This window comes from Parabacteroides sp. AM58-2XD (genome assembly GCF_003463685.1).
Classification (GTDB): Bacteria; Bacteroidota; Bacteroidia; order Bacteroidales; family Tannerellaceae; genus Parabacteroides; species Parabacteroides segnis.
Genome location: NZ_QSDP01000007.1, coordinates 1 through 18,951, shown reverse-complemented (window position 1 = coordinate 18,951; position 18,951 = coordinate 1). Strand labels below are relative to the sequence as shown.

The window sequence follows — 18,951 nt, the reverse complement described above, 5'->3', positions numbered from 1 at the left end:
ATTTACTATTTTTTATAGTGATGGTTGCTTTTATTTTTGTGCTGAATGTAAAATAGTAAGTATATAAAAAGGATAGATAGATTATGAAGTTGAAATATCTACTTTCTGTGGTAGCTCTTTGGTTGGGTGGAACTGTCTTTGTATATGGGGCGGACGAATCTCATGATTCACCGACAACGATTACGGTTAACCCCGGAACCACCTCTTTGCAACAGGCCATTCGTAGAGCTTCCGGGCTCACGGGGGATGTTGTCATAGAAATGAAGGGAGGCGAGTATCGGACGGAAAAGACCATTGAAATAGGGCAAGGAGCTTGGAACTCATTACGGATCAGGAGCCGGGCAGGGGAGCATGTCTCTGTTTCGGGAGATAAGGTGATTCCTTTGAACCGGATAAGGCCGGTGAAAGACAAGAAAGTCTTGGCCCGTTTGCAGGAGAGTGTTCGAGGGAAGGTTATGGAGGTCGATTGCCGGGGTATTGTGGATACATTGGCGAATATTCACCCTTCCGGTTTCGGGCGTAAATCGTTGCCTTCGTGGTCGGAGCTGATTGTTGATAAGGAACCGCTCCATCTTTCACGCTGGCCGAACGATTCAATGGCGTTGATCGGGCGGGTGGACGTGTCTGGTGGCTTGGAAGATAAAAAAGCCGGACGGTTACCTGTATTCCATTATCAGGAAGAACGTCCGTCGCAATGGAAATCTACGGACAATATATGGATCGGCGGTTATTTCGGATATGGATATGCCGATGATATGATTCCTCTTCGGTCGATCCGCGCAGAAGATTCGACCATCCATGTGGGAATGTTTACCACTTACCAATTCTTTACGGGGGCGGATTTTCGCCGGTGGTTTGCCTTGAACCTATTGGAGGAAATAGATCGGCCAGGCGAGTTCGTGATGGACCCGTTAAGCCGTAAGTTTTATTTTTTGCCGGATGGGGAAAAGTCCTCTAACGTATGCTTGACTGTTTTGGAAACACCTGTGATAGCGATCGAAGGATGCCGTAATGTGACTATCGAAGGGATTACGATTGAAAATAGCCGGGGTATAGGTGTTTATATGGACAACACGGAACATGTCGTGGTACAGGGATGTACGATCCGTAATCTCGGTAACGTGGGTGTCTGTATCGGGAAGGGGACGGATTCTTCGGAGAAACAGAGTCCTCTCCACAAGCATGCCATGGAAGCCGGTGGCGAATTGTGCGGGCGCGTGATCGGGGATATGATGGGAAAGATTTATGAAAACACGGTGTTGGATAGGCAAGCGGGAAAGCATAATGGCGTGAAAGATTGTTATATCTATAATACCGGTGCCGGGGGTGTCAGCCTGGGAGGCGGGAATCGTCTGACGCTGGAACGTTCGGATAATTTTGTGGAGAATTGTAAGATATCCCGATATAACCGTATTGAAAAGTCATACCGCCCGGGTGTTTGGATGGATGGCGTAGGAAACCGGGTTACCCGATGCGACATATCGGACGCTCCCAGTATGGCTATTTTGTTTCATGGCAATGAGCATGTAATTGAATATTGCGACATCACGCAGGTGTGTCAGGAGGTAGACGATCAAGGGGCTATTTACTATGGTCGTGATCCGTCGGAAAGAGGAAATGTGATTCGTTACAATTATTTCCATGAGTTGAGTCCCCGTCATCGGGTGACAGCCACCTATCATGATGACGGAGCCTGTGGAAGCGAAGTCTACGGAAATATTTATTTTAAAGCAGGGTCTCTGCCTGTATTGATTGGCGGAGGGATGGACCATCATTATTACAATAATATTTTCATCGATTCGCCGACAGCTATCCATATAGACAATCGTTTGCAGAATTGGGCGAAGAGTATGCTTGACAAAGGAGGAATTTATGACGAGCGTTTTCAGGCCGTTAATTATACGCAACCGCCTTATAGCGTGGCTTATCCCGAACTGGTGAATTATTGGCAGGAAGACCCCGCTTTCCCGAAGCGGAACCGGATTCATGGAAACCTGTTTTATAAGGTAACGAATGTCCTACGTGGCAATAGCCAATGGGGCGAGTTCTGGAACAACTGGACGACCAATGAAGATCCGGGATTTGTAGATGCTTCCGACCCTTTGAAGGGATTTAGGAAAGGGGCGGACGTATTTAAGCGGATCAATGGATTTGAAGAGATTCCTTATGATAAAATAGGTTCTACGCTTGAATAAATGAAGTTGTCGTATGAAAAAAATAGTCTATATGAGACGTGTATTTTTGAGTTGTCTGTTATTTCAACTATTGTGTGCTTGCATGTTGTCGGCAGAGATCACCACTTCCATGGAGAAAATTTGTCGCCACTATGGAATTCTCAATGTGCAGCTACGGGATATTGAAAAGCAATCGGGACATCCCTCCATTGCTGGCATGAAGAGTATCTGTGAACAAGTGACAGCCGCTTTTAATCAATCGGATGATGGGGCAAGTGACGGGGAGAGCATGAATACGGGCTATTTGGCGGATGTAAAAGAGCAATTGTCTAGGAAATATCCTCAAAACAGGACGATTAATTTTGTGTTTCATGGGCATAGCGTCCCTAGTGGCTTTTTTAAGACCCCGGTTGTAAATACGTTGTCGGCTTATCCGCATTTGTTTTTTCATTCGCTAAAAAATAAATATCCCTATGCAGTTGCTAATGTAATAACCACTTCTATTGGTGGAGAAAACTCTGTTGCCGGTTGTAAAAGATTTAAGAAAGAGGTCTTGTCTCATCATCCGGATGTTGTGTTTATTGATTATGCCTTGAATGACCGATATGTAGGATTGGAAAAAAGTGAAAAAGCATGGCGTAAAATGATAGAGATGGCATTAAAGCAAAATATAAAAGTTATCCTACTGACACCGACGCCGGACTTGTCTGAAAAATTACTGGATCCTTTATCTCCTTTGGTAAAACATACTGCAATGATTAAGAGATTGGCAAATGAATATCAAGTTGGATTGGTAGACAGTTATGCTTGCTTTCAGGCTTTGGAAAAGGAGGGCAAAAGTATCAATGACTATATGAGCCAACAGAATCATGTAAATGCAAAAGGGCATCATGTGGTGGCTGAAGAAATAATGAAATATTTTTAACGTATTCGGAACGTTTGGGGTGTCGAGAAAAGATAATAATAAGGAATAATATCATGAGGAAAATTCTATTTTTATGGTTGGCATTGCATACAATGCTGTGTGCTTGGTCACAAAAGAAAGTTGTCAACCGGATAAAGCAGGGAGAGAAGCAGACGATTGTTGTTTACGGGACAAGTCTTTGTGCACTTCCTGACGGTACACTGACATGGCCTGCCATGTTACAAGACAGCATCAATGCGATTTACCCAGATGCCGTGGAGGTGATAAACTCTGCCCGCAGTGCAATGTGGTCGACATGGGGTGTTCAAAATTTGGACGAGAAGGTGTTGTCGAAAAAACCGGATATGGTATTGATTGAATTTGGCATGAATGATGCCTATTTGCCTTATCATACCTCTCTGGAGGTTTGCCGTATCAATGTCGAATATATGATAGACCGCATAAAGGAAGCGAACCCGCAGTGCGAAATTGTTCTTCAAATTATGAATATGCCGATCCGGGAGCATTTGGAAAAACGACCGCATATCAATGCATATTATGATGTTTACCGTAAAATAGCCCGTAAAAGGAAATTGAAACTTATCGACCATTATGCGTATTGGACTGGCATATTAAAACAAGGCGAAGAAGAGTTCCTGAAATATGTGCCGGATGGTATACATCCCCGGGCGTTGGCATGGAAAACGTATACGGTACCTTTTATCTTGAAAGAATTGGGTATAAAGTAATCCGGAGAACCGATGCCTCTTCAGTAGCATGCCATGGAAGTCGATGGTGTGAGGGGTAAGATATACGTGAGTTTAGGATAAGTGAAAAAGTCATTTCAGGTAATGTGTATTGTTTTGTATCAAAAAAGTAAGAGATGAATTATAGAAGTCGTAAATTGTTTTGGTCTTGTGCCATTTCCTTTTTGCTCATCTTCTCGTTTGGAGAGTTGAGTGCCCGGGACAAACAGGTAAAAACGCCCGTTGATTATGTCGAACCTCGTATCGATTCCCATAAATCACGTTGGTTTTATTTTTCTTCGGCTAGCCGGCCCTATGGAATGGTTAGTTTAAGTCCGGATACTTGGGTGAAGGGGAGTTGGAACTCCGGATATTTGTATGACTCTACCGAAGTGAGATGTTTCAGCCATGTTCATTGTTGGCAAATTTCGGGTATTCCGGTGATGCCGACAACTGGTGATGTGGAAGGGCATAAAGGCATGGAAGCTTGTAAATCCCGTTTTTCACATGATACGGAAATAGTCAGGCCCGGGTATCATAAGGTGATATTGGACAGGTATGGCATAACGGCGGAACTGACCTCGACTTCCCGGGTGGGGATGCACCGGTATACGTTTCCGAAAGGAGAGACTGCTAATATTTTACTGGATGTCGGGGCCTTTTTGGGGCATGGAGCCATGGAGAAGGCGGCTATTCGGAAGGTATCGGACAAAGAGGTTGCCGGATATGCTGTAATGGCGCCTACCATGAGGCGGAAAAAGAACTGTACGGTCTATTTTGTCGCCCGCTTCAACCAACGTATGGATGAATTTGGCGGTTGGGAACAGAAAGGGAAGGAAAAGCTACTGACCGGCAAACAGGCATTGGAAGGACAGCATGTGGGCGGTTATGCCCGTTTCAAACGGTTGGGAAAGTCGCCTTTGCTGATGAAAGTTGCCTTGTCGTATGTGGATGAAGAGCAAGCCCGCTTGAATTTGGATACGGAGCTGGATCATTGGAACTTCGATCGGGTGGTCAAGGAGTCGTATGCCGAATGGAACCGTGAACTGGGAAAGATCAAAGTCGAAGGGGGTACGGAGCAGGAGCGTATCAAGTTTTACACCGACCTGTGGCATGTTTTGTTGGGACGTCATACCTATTCGGATGTGAATGGTAAATACACGGACAACACAGGGGATAAATCGTTGGTTTGCCAAGTCCCGTTGGAGAACGGGGTACCCACACGGACGGTATATAACTCAGACGGTTTGTGGGGATCGGAATTTAACTTGAATATTCTCTGGTCTATCGCTTATCCCAAAGTAATGAGCGATTTCGTGTCGACTTTGGTCGGCTACTATCCCACCGGTGGCTTGATTGCCCGTGGACCCAGTGGTGGAAACTATACGTATGTCATGGTGGGCGACCAGGCAATCCCGTTGATTGCCGCTGCTTATAATAAAGGCATACGTGATTTTGATTTGGATGCCGCACTGGAAGGTAGTATCAAAAACGCCGAACCGGGTGGTATACGCGACCATGCCGGATATGAGACGGAAGTGAACGACTATATGACGCATTATGTTGAAAAAGGTTTTGTTCCTGAAGGAATAAAGGGCAATGGCGGTCATCGGGAAGGATGTGCGATGACGCTTTTCTTTGCTTACCAGGATTGGTGTTTGTCCCAATTAGCCAAAGGAATGGGGAATGACAGTATATACCGAAAGTATTATAACCGTTCATTTAATTACCGTTACATGTTTGACCCTCAGGCTGGCTGGATGAGACCTCGTATGAAAGACGGAAGTTGGTTGAAAGATTTTGCACCGGTGGGGGAAGGGTTTAACATGCCGGGATTCGTAGAGAGTAATGCCGCTATCTTTACGTATTATGTGCCGCAAAATATGCCGGATTTAATTTATTTGATCGGAGGAAAGGATTCGTTTGTGAACAAATTGAACCGGCAGTTTGAGTTGGCTGCTCCTACTAATTTTATTACTCCACATGGAAGCCATGCTCGTAATTGGGTCGATTATGAAAACCAGCCTTCCTTGCATATGGCTCATTTGTTCAGCCATGCCGGTGCTCCCTGGCTCACCCAGTACTGGGTACGAAGAATCAAGCAGGATGTGTTTGGTGATATAACCCCTTACGGAGGCTATAACGGGGATGAAGACCAGGGACAGATGGGAGCTCTGGGTGTTTTGATGGCAATCGGTCTGTTTGATGTACAGGGAGGAGCCTCCGTGGAACCTCGTTACGAAATAACTTCGCCTGTTTTTGACAAGATAACCATTCAGCTGGACAACCGGTATTATCCGGGGAAAGAGTTCGTTATCGCGGTTAAAAACAATTCAAAAGAAAACGTTTATATACAATCGGTATGTCTGAACGGTCAGGCTCTGAACAGTTTTCACTTCCCTCATTCCGAATTGGTAAAGGGGGGACTACTGGAAATTGAACTGGGGCCTGAGCCGAATAAGAATTGGGGAAATTAAGTATTTATAAATGATAAGATGAAAATAAGATCAGTATTATTGGCGATCGGCTGTTGTTGCCCGTTGGCATTGTACGCTCAAACCAAGTTCGAATCACAAAAGATATATCCTGCTAAAAGAGAAATCTATAAAAAAGGCTGGATTGACTTTAATAAGAACGGCAAGAAAGATATTTATGAAGATCCTGGACAAAGCATCGATAAACGTATTGATGATTTGTTGTCACAAATGACCTTGGAGGAAAAAACATGCCAACTGGCTACATTGTATGGCTATAAGCGGGTTTTGAAAGATGATCTGCCAACACGTGAATGGAAAAATGCAATCTGGAAAGATGGGATTGCCAACATCGATGAACATTTGAACGGGCTGGTCTCTACTCAATATTCTTTTCCATACAGTAGGCATGCTGAAGCGATTAATGAGGTACAACGCTGGTTTGTGGAAGAAACGCGTTTGGGAATACCTGTCGATTTTTCGAATGAAGGGATCCATGGTTTAAACCATGATCGCTCCACCCCGCTGCCAGCTCCTATTTCTATCGGTAGTACCTGGAATAAAACATTGGTGCGTGAAGCCGGACAAATCGTAGGAAAAGAAGCAAAAGCTTTAGGGTATACGAATGTGTATGCGCCTATTCTGGATGTCGCCCGCGATCAGCGTTGGGGAAGAGTACTGGAATGTTACGGTGAAGATCCTTTTTTGGTAGCCCAGCTCGGGCAACAAATGGTAGAAGGTATCCAGGAAAAAGGAGTAGCATCTACGTTAAAACATTATGCTGTATATAGTGTTCCCAAAGGAGGACGTGACGGATATGCCCGGACCGACCCGCATGTGGCTATGCGTGAGATGCATCAGATTCACCTTTACCCGTACCGGAAGATTGTGAAAGAGTCGAAACCGATGGGAGTGATGAGCAGTTATAATGATTATGATGGGGTTCCTATTTGTGCTAGCCATTATTTTCTAACGGATTTACTACGTGGCGAATACGGTTTCAGAGGATATATTGTATCTGATAGCGATGCGGCTGAATATACGCATTCCAAACATAATGTCGCTGAAAGCATGGAGGAGGCTTATCGTATGGAAGTAGAAGCCGGTATGAACGTCCGGACCAATTTCACCGAACCTGAAACGTTTATTTTGCCCGTGCGTAAGCTTGTCCGCGAAGGCCGTTTGTCAATGGAAACGATAGACCGGAATGTGGCTGATGTCTTACGTGTAAAGTTTCAGTTAGGGTTGTTTGATACTCCTTATGTGGAGGATACTAAAGCGGCGGATAAAATAGTAGCGGCACCGGAGTCGATGGAGTTTGTAAAACGCATGGCACGCGAATCGTTGGTTCTGTTGAAAAATGAAAACCAACTTCTTCCGCTGGATAGGACAAAGCTGAAACGTATTCTGGTAACAGGACCTTTGGCTGTTGATACGACTGCCTATATCAGCAGATATGGGGCGCAGAATCTGGATGTTACCAATGTTTTGGAGGGAATTGGCAACGCTGTCGGAAAAGATATAGAAGTACTTTATTCACAGGGATGTGAGGTCGTGGATGCAACTTGGCCGGAAAGTGAAATAATCCCTACCCCTTTGACTGATGCAGAACAAGATTTAATATCCCAAGCGGTAGAACAGGCTAAATCTTCGGATGTCGTGATTGCCGTATTGGGGGAGGATGCAGCTCGCTGTGGCGAAAATAATTCTCGTACAGGTTTGAATCTGCCTGGGCGACAATTTCAGTTAATACAAGCATTACAAAAGACTGGCAAACCGGTTGTCTTGGTTTTAATTAATGGACAACCTTTAACAATCTGCTGGGAGGACCGGTTTATACCGGCTATTCTGGAGGCTTGGTTCCCCAATGCTTGGGGTGGAAATGCCATTGCTGAAGTATTGTTCGGCGATTATAACCCCGGCGGAAAATTGCCGGTCACTTTTCCTAAAACGATCGGGCAGATTGAATATAATTTCCCTTTTAAACCGGGGGCACATGAGGAACAAGCTTCAGAAGGACCGAATGGCTTTGGGAAGACGGCTGTTTATGGTGCATTGTATCCTTTTGGCTATGGATTGAGTTATACCACTTTTTCCTACTCCAATTTGGTCGTCACACCTGAGAAAGGACATACGAAATCTAACATACAGGTGACTGTAAACGTACCGAATACCGGTTCACGGGAAGGAGATGAAGTCGTTCAGCTATATATCAAAGATTTGTATAGCAGTGTCACTACGTATGTCTCTCAGTTGCGAGGCTTTGAACGCGTGCATCTGAAACCGGGAGAAACGAAAACAGTTACTTTTGTTTTGAAGCCTTCTGATTTGGAATTATTGGATATAAATATGAAGTGGACGGTAGAACCGGGCGACTTTATGGTTTGTATCGGTAGCAGTTCGGAAGATATCCGTTTGGAAAAGCGGTTTACGTTGGAGAAATAATTTAAAAAGAATGGATATGAAGAAAAGGTTAGCTATCGTGTGTCTTTCTCTTCTCTGTATGACACAAGGCTGGTCTCAACACACCTACCAGGCCGGACCTGTTGACATGGAGGTTGTGCAACGCGGTGATTCGGAGTTCCCTGTCGGTTTTTCGGCATTTTCGTTGGAGGGCCATTTTGTCTGGTGTGGTTCGGCTATCCGGGCGGAAGAGGATGGAAGATACTATCTGTTTTATTCTGCCATGGAGTCTGGGCCTGGGCAGCCGCCTTTTGTCGATGCCTGGCTGTTAGGGTCGAAGATAGGGGTCGCTGTTTCCGATTCTCCTTATGGGGGATACAAAAATATTGGTTTTGTCTATAATAAGGACGGCTATACTCCGGACCGGAGTTCGTGGGATGCCCAGACCGTTTCGAATACACATATCAAGCGCTTTAATGGGAAATATTACCTGTATTACTGCGGTTCGGTAGACCCGGGAGAGGATGCCCGTATAAAAGGGACGCTGAGTAAAAGGGACCGTATCCAGCAAAACCAGAAACTGGGAGTGCTGTGTTTTAACTCCATAAAAGAATTGCTGGAGGGTAAATATACCTGTAATGAACAACCGTTGCTTATTCCCCGTTCGCGGGTAAAACCGAATAATGTGTTGGAGCCGTCTCCGGAAGGAACAGCGGTGAAACCGGATAACCTTATCATGGTGAATCCGGCTGTCGTTTATTGTCCGACAAACCGGAAATATTTCCTTTATTTTAAAGGGAATGTCTATGACCCCGGCTGGCGTGGTGTGCATGGGGTGGCCATCTCCGATGAACCCGCCGGCCCTTTCCGGGTATTGGACGATAATGTCTTTGAATTTGAAACAGGCACGGCACAGAAGTTGAATGCAGAAGACCCGTATGTTTGGTATCACCGGAAAGACCGATGTTTCTATGCCGTCTTCAAAGATTTTACCGGAGGATTTACTCAAGGTAAGCCCGGTCTGGCTATCATGTATTCAAAAGACGGGCTTCATTGGGATTTGCCCGAGCACTCTTTATTTATGAACAAGGAGATTATCCTGAAGAATGGCGAACATGTCGATGTGGACCGTCTCGAACGTCCCCAATTGTTTTTAGATGAGAACGATGACCCTATAGTCCTTTATTCCGCCTGTTCCATCACTCCGTTGAATCAGAAGAAAGATGGTAGTTCGTTTAATATACAGATTCCGATAGTGAGGCAGCAGAATGCACCGCATACGATTTTAAATTGATGCTTGAAGAAAGGAAGCCCAAGAGTTGGGTAAAGAGTATAAGTGCTTTTGCCAATGGTTTGGGCGGTTCCCTGTTATGGGGAGTGAGGTTCATCTTGATATTTATGATGACCGCCTTACTGTAATGAATGTCGGAGAGCATGACGGAGACTAAACTCACAGAGCGACAGATGAAAATGCTTAATCTTATAAAAGAGTTACCGACAATCACCGCCAAGAAAATGTCGGAGACTTTGTCGGTGAGCCAACGCACAGTAGAACGCGATCTTTCTACATTAAAAAATAAGGGAGTCTTAATGCGTGAGGGTAAAGATAATGATGGCTTGTGGCAAATACTAATAACAATGGGATAATACACAAAATAAACTTGATAGTTATATTATATGCTTGACTAATTATTCTTTGCACATAATTTTGAGACAATCTGATACAAGTAGGACTATAGTGCTGCCTTATCCGGCACTATAGTCCTACTTGTATCAGCACTACTGTGCTACAACCGATTAGACCATATTGTCGCATCTCAAATCCGCTTTGTCGCATTTGTCAACAAATTGTCAACAAAAATCCGGACAAGTTGTGTAATTGCCTTGTACCTTTATTCGGTAAGGGCTCCGGAAGAAAAAGGCTATAATAAATTAGTCGAATGGAAAAGCAAATTACACATCTTTGTGGCGGGTACTATCGCTCGTTCAAGCAGTTTAAAATACATGTAGAAATGATGGATAATAATATGACTTTTTTGCAGGAATGCGCACGTTTTCTGCTGGAAACGCATGAGGAAAAGAACGAGTTGAAACAATGTTTCACGAACCTTTTTTTTGAAACTTATGGACAACAGATCGCCGGAAACTGCGGCTGTTCACACCTGATTTTCGATCATCAACTGATCCCGGTAAGACAACCGGAATTTTTAATCGACCTGATGCATGTTACCCTGAATTTAGGGGTAATAGATTGTTCTTCAGATCATTTAGGCCGAAATCTTAATGCCGTTTTCAAAACGAAATTCTCCTTGTCGACCTTCCAGAGAAAGTTGCGCGCCAATACCCTCAGGGAAAGTATACTGTATAAAAAAATCAAATCATACAAGGACAAATAACCGGTCTGTACATAAAATAATCAACAGTAAACAGTAAGTTAAAAACGGCCGTTTTTCTTTCGGATACCTTCTTTTTTACGGTCTTAGCTGCAATAAAATTATACTCTTTTGCCTTTTCCCGTTTACTACCTTTGCCTCCGTGATCTTTTAAACGATGAAAGAGGAAACCTTTATAAGAGTCTTTATATAAGATATTCTTTATATATTAATAAGAGTGTCCGGCCGACTGTCCCACGACTGTCCCAAAGGTTTCGTTTGTGTAGGGTAGAGTATTTGAAAATGAGAGATTTACGCAACTGTGGTGCTGTCCCGTCCCTGTCCAGGTGACTGTCCCAGCCTGTAACATGATTGTTTAACTTAAATCGTAAGAGATGAAAGATGAAGATTATCAGAGTGTTAACCCCGAAAAAAGAAAGAAAGGGTTTTTGTGCGTCCCCAATTATTGGCTGGACGACTTTTACTCCGATGAACCGGAGCGGCGTAACAAGGCACGTATTTACCTCTGTTTGCTGAAACATGTTTATTTCGCGGATGGCGAGATCGTAGTCAACGGGCAGAGGATGCCTTGCCGTAAAGGGGAGTGGGTGACCACCTACCGGCAGCTGGAACAGAAGACCGGGGTGGCGCGGACGACTATCAGCCGCTTGATCAAGCTGCTGGCAGAAGAGGGGAACATCCGTATACGTTACGACGGTCATTTTACCTTCGTGCAATTTCCTCCGGCAGGAGTTCCGAAAGATGTTCCTGCTTCCGACGGAAAAGAGCCGCCTCCCGCCAAGCCTGCGAAGCCTCGTACTCCGCCTGCCAGCCGACCGAATTATAACAGATTTAAAGATAAAGAATCATGAAAAACGAACAACCGAAAAACGCCGGACAACCGAAGACAGTCAGTGTCGCAGCCGGCAATTACATGAGTACAGACAATGGGATGCCTTCGTCCGAAGAGATGGAACAGGCCGTCGTATTGGCCATCCTGACGCAGAGCACTGCCATTTGCGAAGTGGGCAACCACCTGCGCCCGGAGATGTTTACCAATCCTGCTTATTGCCTGGTTTACCGGGCGATGCTGGCACTTTACCAGCATGAGGCGGATATCGATATGTTGAGTGTGGAGCGGGAGATGCGACGGATCGACCCGGAGCATGCCGCGCAACTGAACGGGTTGGCTTTTATTGCCGATGGCATGTTGAAGGTGCGCAATGCCCGTTTCATCAAGACGTATGCTGCCTGGGTGATCCGTTGCTGGGTGTTGCGGCAGGCCATTGCCGGGATGACTGCGCGTATGATTGAAGCGCGTGAACCGGGTGTCGACGTGATGGCGTGGCTCAATGCTTCGCGAAAGGACCTGGAGAAGCTGGAAGAGGAATTTGCCGTGCATAGCACCACCCGTACGGCGGCCGAAGTGGGCGACCGGGTGCTGGCGGAGATTTATGACGAGCAGGAGCGGCGTCGTGCAGGCGAGCAATTGCAGATCACTACCGGCATCGACGAGTTCGACCATTATCTGGGCGGACTTTACCGTGGCGAACTGCTCGTGCTCGCCGGGCGTCCGTCGATGGGGAAGACGGCGCTGGCCCTTCACATGGCGTTGGCGGCGGCCCGGCAGGGAAAGAAGGTCTGTTTCTTCAGCCTGGAAATGACCGAACGCCAGCTGATCAGCCGCCTGTTATGCACGTTGAGTGGCGTGGAACCGGACAAGCTGCGTTTTAAATTGATGGATGCCGGTGACCGGCAGCGGCTGGATAAGGCGGCAGCCGAACTGCGCAAGCTGCCTCTTTTCCTCAATTATTGCAGCGGTTGCGGGTTGGCGGAGATACGGGCGCGATGCATGGTGCTGAACCGCAAGCATAAGCTGGACCTGATGATCGTGGATTATCTGAACCTGGTCAACGTCAATGCCGACCGGGGAGAGGTGAAGGACACGATGGACCTGGCCCTGGGCGAAGTGGCGGGAGGATTGAAGACTGTATCCATGGAACAGAACGTCGCCTGCCTGGTCTTGGCACAGCTGAACCGTAACTGCGAAACGCGCACCGACCATATCCCGGTGATGAGCGACCTGCGCAACTCGGGCGAGATCGAACAGATCGCCGACAGCATTGCGATGGTCTACCGTCCGGAACAGTATGGCGAACTGAGTGATCCTGTTACCCGCGAATCATTTTATCATGTGGGCCGCTTTTTCGTCATCAAGAACCGTAACGGCGGCACCGGCGAAGTGCGTTTCCGTTACAACGACAGTCTGACACAGATTTATCCGTATAAAAAATAAGATCATGAACATGCAACAACTGAAAGCCGCCAATCCGATAGAACGGGTGGCGGCACGCTACGGAACCTTACTGCGTTCCGGAGCCAATTACAAGATGCTTTGTCCTTTCCATGACGACCATCATCCTTCGCTCGGCATCCATGTGGGCGGACAGTATTTCAAATGCCATGCCTGCGGGGCGGGAGGTGATGTGGTCGGGTTGGTGATGGGGCTGGAGCATTGCTCCTTTGCCGAGGCGGTGAAGCGCCTGGGCGGGGATAGCCGTGCCGAAGCGACCCCGGCAACCCGGAACGTACAGGAGCAGACGAAGCAGGCTGTGCCTGAGCCGACCCCGAAAGTGACTCCGGAAGTGACCCCGGAACAGGAACTTGTCCGGAAACGGGGGATGGAGGCGAATGTTTGTTTTTTATCCTCCCTGGTCCCCTGTGCTTCGGGCCATACGGAATTGTCGGCTACCTGGCTCGACTTCGGTGTGGCGCAGGCAACGGTGTTTGTACCCGATGACTATCGTTACCTGCGTAACCGTATCGTTTTTCCCATCTATAATGCGGCTGGCGGGTTGACCGGTTTCGGCGGGCGGCGTCCGATGGCGGCTTCGGAGGAGGAGCCTAAATACGTGAATAGCCCGAACAGCCTTTGGTTTGACAAGAGCCGGATGTTGTACGGTATCCACCGGGCTGCGGAGGCGATCCGCCGGGAAGGGTTTGCCTACCTGACCGAAGGGTATAAGGATACGCTGGCGATGCATGCGGGGGGGTTGACCAATACGGTAGCCTTGGGCGGTACGGCTTTTACGGAAGGACAGGCGGAGGTGTTGCGTGGCTTTTGTGGGCGGGCGGTCCTTTTGCTGGATAACGATCCGGCCGGGCGGTCGGCAACGGAGCGTTTGTTGGCGCAGCCTCCCGGCGGCTATCCCTGGACAGCCTGCTGTTGCCCACGGCGAAGGATGCCGACGAGTTGTTCCGCCGGCTGGGGCGTGATGGCTTTAACCGGTATATGCAACTGCTTACGGAAGAGGTGGGGAAAGGGGAGAAACGTCTGCTGGCCTTCTGCCTGAAATATCCCGAAGTCGCCTCGCATGTGGAACGGATGCTGGAGGAGGACGATCTGTCGTTTACCTCGGAGACGTATCGGAATTTATTGCATTTCACGGCGCAGGGTGTGGCTGTTTCCGACCTGCCGGTCCCCGAATCCCTGTTGGCGGAAATCCTTTCCGGTCTTCTTCCGGAGCTGCCGCTTCCAGCCGGAGTACCGGCATCCCTGTTGAGTGAAGAGGAAGGTACGGTCTGTCATGAATTGGCCGGACATTTCCGCCTGGAGTATTACGAAGAACGTATCCTGAGCGAAACCGCCTGCCTGAACGGACAGCTCCGGGCGGCAACGCCTGCCGACGGCTTCCGTCCCGCCTTACTGGCAGACCTTTCCCGCCATATTTCCCTGCTGGTCCGCCTGGGGGAAGACCTGCAGCGCACGCCGGTGGTGGAGAGGAGGTGGTTATAGTGAATGTTACCGGATGCTTCGCTTCACGCTCACCAGATGAGGCCTTTCATAGAACGCTTTGCGTTCTCCTGGGATTGCCGATACCGATTATCTCGCAAATACGACAAACAAGTAGAAATACCGACAAACAAGTACAACCGCCGACAGCCACCGACAATGGCGGACTGCGCCTTTCTGGCGGGGCGTATCTTTACGATGTAATATTACAAGAGAGAGTAAAACAGATTCAGTAACTTTTTAAATCGTAAAATTATGTCAGTAAAGTATCGATTGGTATTGCGGAAGGATATGACCAAAGGGGCGGCAGCGACGCAAAGTTGTTTTATGCAGCGAGCAGTTCGAATGGAATGTGCGACCTGGCTGGTTTGTGTGATATCATTGCCGACCGTTCGGCAGCTACCGCCGGTGATGTGAAGCTGGTGCTCGATGGGCTTCTGTTTGTGGTAAAGCAGAAGTTACAGGACGGGCAGACGATCCAGCTGGGTGACCTGGGTTATTTCCAGGCAGTGCTGGGGAGTAAGGGGTCGCCTACGAAAAAGGAGTTTACCACAGATTTGGTGAGGCGGCCGCGTGTCGTCTTCCGTCCGGGCAAGACCCTGTTGGAGCTGACCAAGAAGTTGAAGGTGGAGCGTATGGTGCTCGATAAGAACGAACCGGATTCGGGGAGTGGCAGCGGTGGCGGAGATCGTCCGGAAATAGAATAGGCATCGTAGCCGGGATGCAGTCTGTCAGCATCCCGGTGGTCCCAGGTGGCGGAAGATACAGGCTGCCTGTTTAGGCGTCAGTAGCTTACGCCCGGGTTTCCAGCCATTGGCTCTAAGCTGGGACAATAGTTCCTGGCTGATCCCTATCCAGCGGGCGAGTTGCCTGGAGGCACTTTCGGGTTTGACATGCGGGAAATAGAGGATAGCCAGTTCCTGGTAACCCCATGACCGTTCTTTCCCGTAATCGGATTCGGCAGTCTGTTCATCTGTATTCATAATATACTGTTTTTGGATGGTTTACTGTCTCAAATATAGTGAATTATTCTTTGAATGTCAAGCTTTATGCGATGTTTTATCCGGCTAAATTGAATTTTCCATGACAAAATATGAGTTTGTAAAACGTTTCCTTCCGGAAGCCGAAGTTGCGGAGAAACGGTTCCATCTGAATCCGGTCGTTATGTTGGCACAGGCTGCCATCGAGTCGGGATGGAATGAAAGTAACCTGGCGAAATTACATCGTAACCTGTTCGGTATTACCGGATATGGCCCGTCCAACGAGTTCTGGCACGGTTGCCGGGTGGAATTAGCCCCGCGCGGATTGTCTTTCCGCAAGTATCCCGATACGCAGAGTAGCTTTCTGGATTATGCCCGGCTGATCGTTACGGCTTATCCGGCCGCTGCCGCAGTCAGTTATTATCCTTCTGCTTTTGCGCATGAAATTGCGTACAGCAAATATATCAGCGAAGTAAACGGCGATAACCGGACCGCTTACTGTCATTTGCTCGACCGTCTGTCGGTTGCGATCGGCAAGCTGATCAAAGCACCGGTGTGTTGATTGTCTTCTACCAGTAAATTTTTATCGTATGAAAACACTTCGTATCGTTTGTAATTTCCTTTTATCCCTGGTGCAGGCCCTGTTTCCCCGTGGCCTGAAAGGGAGGCACAGCAGCCCAGGCGATCCCGTGGCTGGCGCTGATAGTACTGTTGTCGCTTCTTCTGAAGCAGACGGAGGTGGCACTGGCTGCCATCGGCGCGATCTTGTCGATCATTCGTCCGGGGAGTCCGCCGGGGACTCATACACCGCAGAATCCGCATTAGAGGAACCTCCTCCGGCAATCACGGCCGGCAATTTGATGGGGTGGCTGTTGATTGGAGCAGTGGCGTTGAAACTGTTCTGTTGATAAGGTATAGGGCTGCATGTATCCGAATGGGTGAATGCAGCCCTATTTGTACAAAATAATCCACTGAATTGGCAATTATATGCTATTTTTTGCGGGGGAATGGGGGACTAACTTTGTAATAATAATATACATCATGATAATTTATTTGGTAAAGAAGTAAGTAAATAAACTATTCAGATCGTTTTCGTACTGAATATTGTTATACCGATGATTCTAATCTTATGAGAGCGAGTGGAGAAAAGGGAAAGCTGAAGCCACAGGACGAGGTGGAATTATTTAAAAAGATTTATGTCGCTTATACCCCTGATTTAGTGGCTACAGCGGCACGCTATGTCAGTATGTCTGTGGCGGAGGACCTGGTGCAGGAATTGTTTTTGAAAGTGTGGAATCAGAAGCTCTTTTTATGTGTTAAGGCATCGGAACTTCGTTACTTCCTGTTTGCTTCTCTCAGAAATTCCTGTCTGGACGTGTTGAGACATGAAGAAGTGAAGCTTGGATATATCGATTACTATAAAAAGAACCTGGAAGTGGAGATCCTTTCCTGTTCCGACCAGCCTTTTTATTATGCAGAAGAAAATAATAACCTGGATGCTCTTTTCAGGGAAGTGAATAAATTGCCACCAAAATGCAGGGAGATATTTCTTGAATCTTATATTGACGGGAAAAAATCGGCAGAGATTGCCCGTGAGAAATGTATATCACAACGGACTGTGGAGGCACAATTGTATAAAGCCCTGAAAATGCTCCGCAGTGCACTGACCCTACTTAGTTTATTTTTTTCTCTTTTGAGTAAGTAAATACAGGATAAAGCACGTTTTGAGTATAGAAATGCAAAAATCATGGATAATAAAGAACATATCGATTTTGAGGAGTTGTTGATCCGATATCTTCAGGGTACGGCTGATGCTCAGTCTTTACAACAATTGCTGGAGGTTGTCAGGAAGTCGGAAGACAAGAAGAATGAACTGGCACGGCTGAAAGCAATTTATGACTCTTTGTCTGTACAGGTCGATGCATTGAAGTATCCGATAGATGCCAGCTGGGAAAAGATGAGGCAGAAGATAGATTCGGAAATACCTGCGACAAAGCTGAAAGGTCCGACAATCAGGAATATTACCACCTTGTGGTCGTATGCCGCAGTCTTTTTACTGGCTGTATTACTGGCAGGACAATATTTTTATTATCAGAATAAAAGTCTGCGGGCAGTACCCCAGGATAGCTATACCCGGTTTGTGGTGGAAAAAGGCAGTGGGAAAAGTTCCTTGTTCTTGCCGGACGGGACAAAGGTGCTGCTGAATGCCGGAACGACGATTCAGTATCCGACACGGTTTGATCAGAAGGAACGGACTGTCATGTTGGAGGGAGAAGGTTATTTTGAGGTGGCAAAGAATGAACAAAAGCCGTTTGTCGTCCGGCTGAAAGGATATGATATAAAAGTTCTGGGAACTGTCTTTAACGTTAAGGCTTATCCGGACATGGATTATTCGACTACTTCCCTTATTTCCGGAAAAGTGTTTCTGACTTCCTATGATACGGAAGGCGTTGTCTGTAACGAACAGGTCCTGCGGCCGAGCGAGACTGCCCGGATCGACAGGCAGAGCGGAGTTATTACGACCTATCGGGGAGATGAAGACTTCCAACTGGCTTGGACGAAGGGACTTTATAAATTCAAGGATAAGCCTTTCTCCGAAGTCGTAGCGGAGTTGGAACGTCTTTATGACGTCACGATCCTGATTGAAGATGAAAAACTAGCCCAGGCTATTTTACAGGAAGTTTTGTACTGGAGAATACTATAGAAAAAGTGCTGAAACCTTTGGGGCAGTATAATAAGTTCCGGTACAGGATGGAAGGACAGGTTATCCGTATTTACCCTAAATAACAATCCCTGATGTTTAACTTTAAAATAACAGAACCATGGAACCACCCTACTGATCAGCCTAAAGAAAAATTCGGGAAATGCGAGGCACCTCCCGAACTATTATTCATTTCAGTCCTTCCGGCAACGTCGGCAAAACAGTAACGGAAAGACTTCAAACTTAAAATAATACACAAAAATATGGAAAAATATCAAGAGTGGGGCTTTTTGTCCAGGGCGACCGCACCAAAATTCCTCTAAAAAGTTTATCATTGCAAAATGAATACCTCTAATTATTTTTCAGAAGTGACAGATCCTCGTGTAACAGGTCGCTGTCTACAT

At 47.0% G+C, this 18,951-nt stretch carries 17 protein-coding genes and 1 pseudogene; 17 read left to right on the top strand and 1 reads right to left on the bottom strand.

Features of this window, described 5'->3' with window-relative positions; translation table 11 throughout:
• Window positions 1-83 precede the first annotated feature (83 nt).
• The 14 genes and pseudogenes from DXA15_RS02900 to DXA15_RS02835 all read left to right on the top strand — a co-directional run bounded on the left by DXA15_RS02900 (window position 84) and on the right by DXA15_RS02835 (window position 15,573).
• Window positions 84-2,195, top strand: coding sequence for a right-handed parallel beta-helix repeat-containing protein (locus tag DXA15_RS02900; RefSeq protein WP_233566722.1), 2,112 nt, complete (start codon window positions 84-86; stop codon window positions 2,193-2,195).
• 31 nt (window positions 2,196-2,226) lie between these two features.
• The gene (locus tag DXA15_RS02895) at window positions 2,227-3,099 is read left to right on the top strand and encodes a GDSL-type esterase/lipase family protein (RefSeq protein WP_233566721.1); all 873 of its coding nucleotides are present in this window, start codon (window positions 2,227-2,229) and stop codon (window positions 3,097-3,099) included.
• A 53-nt stretch (window positions 3,100-3,152) separates the two neighbouring features.
• On the top strand, window positions 3,153-3,827 hold the full coding sequence (locus DXA15_RS02890; protein WP_128133066.1) for an SGNH/GDSL hydrolase family protein: 675 nt from the start codon (window positions 3,153-3,155) through the stop codon (window positions 3,825-3,827).
• A 134-nt stretch (window positions 3,828-3,961) separates the two neighbouring features.
• Window positions 3,962-6,301 carry a GH92 family glycosyl hydrolase gene (locus DXA15_RS02885; protein ID WP_128133065.1) on the top strand — a complete coding sequence of 780 codons (2,340 nt, stop codon included), beginning with the start codon at window positions 3,962-3,964 and terminating at the stop codon, window positions 6,299-6,301.
• Between the two features lie 18 nt (window positions 6,302-6,319).
• Window positions 6,320-8,743, top strand: a complete 2,424-nt coding sequence (locus DXA15_RS02880) for a glycoside hydrolase family 3 N-terminal domain-containing protein (RefSeq protein ID WP_128133064.1) — start codon at window positions 6,320-6,322, stop codon at window positions 8,741-8,743.
• Between the two features lie 16 nt (window positions 8,744-8,759).
• The gene (locus DXA15_RS02875; RefSeq protein ID WP_233566720.1) at window positions 8,760-9,995 is read left to right on the top strand and encodes a glycoside hydrolase family protein; all 1,236 of its coding nucleotides are present in this window, start codon (window positions 8,760-8,762) and stop codon (window positions 9,993-9,995) included.
• Window positions 9,992-10,081 (top strand): annotated as a pseudogene (locus tag DXA15_RS27855) (helix-turn-helix domain-containing protein); the annotation flags it as partial. The gene DXA15_RS02875 and the pseudogene DXA15_RS27855, both read left to right, overlap by 4 nt.
• A gap of 42 nt (window positions 10,082-10,123) precedes the next feature.
• Window positions 10,124-10,348 carry a DeoR family transcriptional regulator gene (locus tag DXA15_RS02865; RefSeq protein WP_128133061.1) on the top strand — a complete coding sequence of 75 codons (225 nt, stop codon included), beginning with the start codon at window positions 10,124-10,126 and terminating at the stop codon, window positions 10,346-10,348.
• A 293-nt stretch (window positions 10,349-10,641) separates the two neighbouring features.
• Window positions 10,642-11,097: a hypothetical protein gene (locus tag DXA15_RS02860; RefSeq protein WP_128133060.1), complete on the top strand. Its 456-nt coding sequence runs from the start codon at window positions 10,642-10,644 to the stop codon at window positions 11,095-11,097.
• A 371-nt stretch (window positions 11,098-11,468) separates the two neighbouring features.
• The gene (locus DXA15_RS02855; RefSeq protein WP_128133059.1) at window positions 11,469-11,945 is read left to right on the top strand and encodes a hypothetical protein; all 477 of its coding nucleotides are present in this window, start codon (window positions 11,469-11,471) and stop codon (window positions 11,943-11,945) included.
• Window positions 11,942-13,369 (top strand): DnaB-like helicase C-terminal domain-containing protein, encoded by a 1,428-nt coding sequence (locus tag DXA15_RS02850; protein ID WP_128133058.1) that lies wholly within the window; start codon window positions 11,942-11,944, stop codon window positions 13,367-13,369. Before DXA15_RS02855 ends, DXA15_RS02850 begins: the two co-directional genes overlap by 4 nt.
• A 4-nt stretch (window positions 13,370-13,373) precedes the next feature.
• Entirely contained in the window at window positions 13,374-14,426 is a 1,053-nt protein-coding gene (locus DXA15_RS02845) for a CHC2 zinc finger domain-containing protein (protein WP_233566719.1), read from the top strand.
• Window positions 14,366-14,869 carry a hypothetical protein gene (locus tag DXA15_RS25815; RefSeq protein WP_233566715.1) on the top strand — a complete coding sequence of 168 codons (504 nt, stop codon included), beginning with the start codon at window positions 14,366-14,368 and terminating at the stop codon, window positions 14,867-14,869. Before DXA15_RS02845 ends, DXA15_RS25815 begins: the two co-directional genes overlap by 61 nt.
• Window positions 14,870-15,186: 317 nt before the next feature.
• On the top strand, window positions 15,187-15,573 hold the full coding sequence (locus DXA15_RS02835; protein ID WP_233566713.1) for an HU family DNA-binding protein: 387 nt from the start codon (window positions 15,187-15,189) through the stop codon (window positions 15,571-15,573).
• A 24-nt stretch (window positions 15,574-15,597) separates the two neighbouring features.
• Here the strand turns inward: DXA15_RS02835 and DXA15_RS02830 are convergent, their stop codons facing one another.
• Entirely contained in the window at window positions 15,598-15,849 is a 252-nt protein-coding gene (locus tag DXA15_RS02830; protein WP_128133057.1) for a DUF4248 domain-containing protein, read from the bottom strand.
• 100 nt (window positions 15,850-15,949) lie between these two features.
• On the opposite strand from DXA15_RS02830, the gene DXA15_RS02825 reads away from it, so the two are divergent.
• The 3 genes from DXA15_RS02825 (at window position 15,950) to DXA15_RS02810 (ending at window position 18,550) form a co-directional block, all read left to right on the top strand.
• Complete coding sequence (locus DXA15_RS02825) at window positions 15,950-16,408, top strand: glucosaminidase domain-containing protein (RefSeq protein WP_128133056.1); 459 nt, start codon at window positions 15,950-15,952, stop codon at window positions 16,406-16,408.
• A 567-nt stretch (window positions 16,409-16,975) separates the two neighbouring features.
• Entirely contained in the window at window positions 16,976-17,551 is a 576-nt protein-coding gene (locus DXA15_RS02815; protein ID WP_128133054.1) for an RNA polymerase sigma-70 factor, read from the top strand.
• Window positions 17,552-17,593: 42 nt separating this feature from the next.
• Window positions 17,594-18,550, top strand: coding sequence for a FecR family protein (locus DXA15_RS02810; protein ID WP_128133053.1), 957 nt, complete (start codon window positions 17,594-17,596; stop codon window positions 18,548-18,550).
• Window positions 18,551-18,951 lie beyond the last annotated feature (401 nt).